This window comes from Deinococcus pimensis DSM 21231 (genome assembly GCF_000519345.1).
GTDB lineage: Bacteria > Deinococcota > Deinococci > Deinococcales > Deinococcaceae > Deinococcus_A > Deinococcus_A pimensis.
In genome coordinates, this window is the sequence record NZ_KI912620.1 from 9,256 (window position 1) to 9,478 (window position 223).

The following is a 223-nucleotide window of genomic DNA, read 5'->3' on the forward strand; positions in this document are numbered from 1 at the left end:
AGAGCTGGTACGGATGCACGAAGAAGCTCGCCCAGGGGCAGCGCAGCGCGCGGTTCGCGCGGGCCACCTCCAGCATCCTCGTGAGGCTCGTCACCGTCTCCACGTTGCTGAGGTTCTCCGGCAGCACGAAGGTCCCGTGCTCGTCCCACACCGGGTAGGGGAAGAACTGCTCGAAGGTCACGCTCCCCGCGCGGTACGTGCGGCGCTCGAAGGCCACCCGGTA

General features: G+C 68.2%; 1 protein-coding gene. It reads right to left on the reverse strand.

Going from position 1 to position 223, the window contains the following annotated elements:
• The coding region (locus DEIPI_RS27765; RefSeq protein ID WP_045233458.1) for a DUF2334 domain-containing protein at positions 1 to 223 on the reverse strand (223 nt) is incomplete at both ends.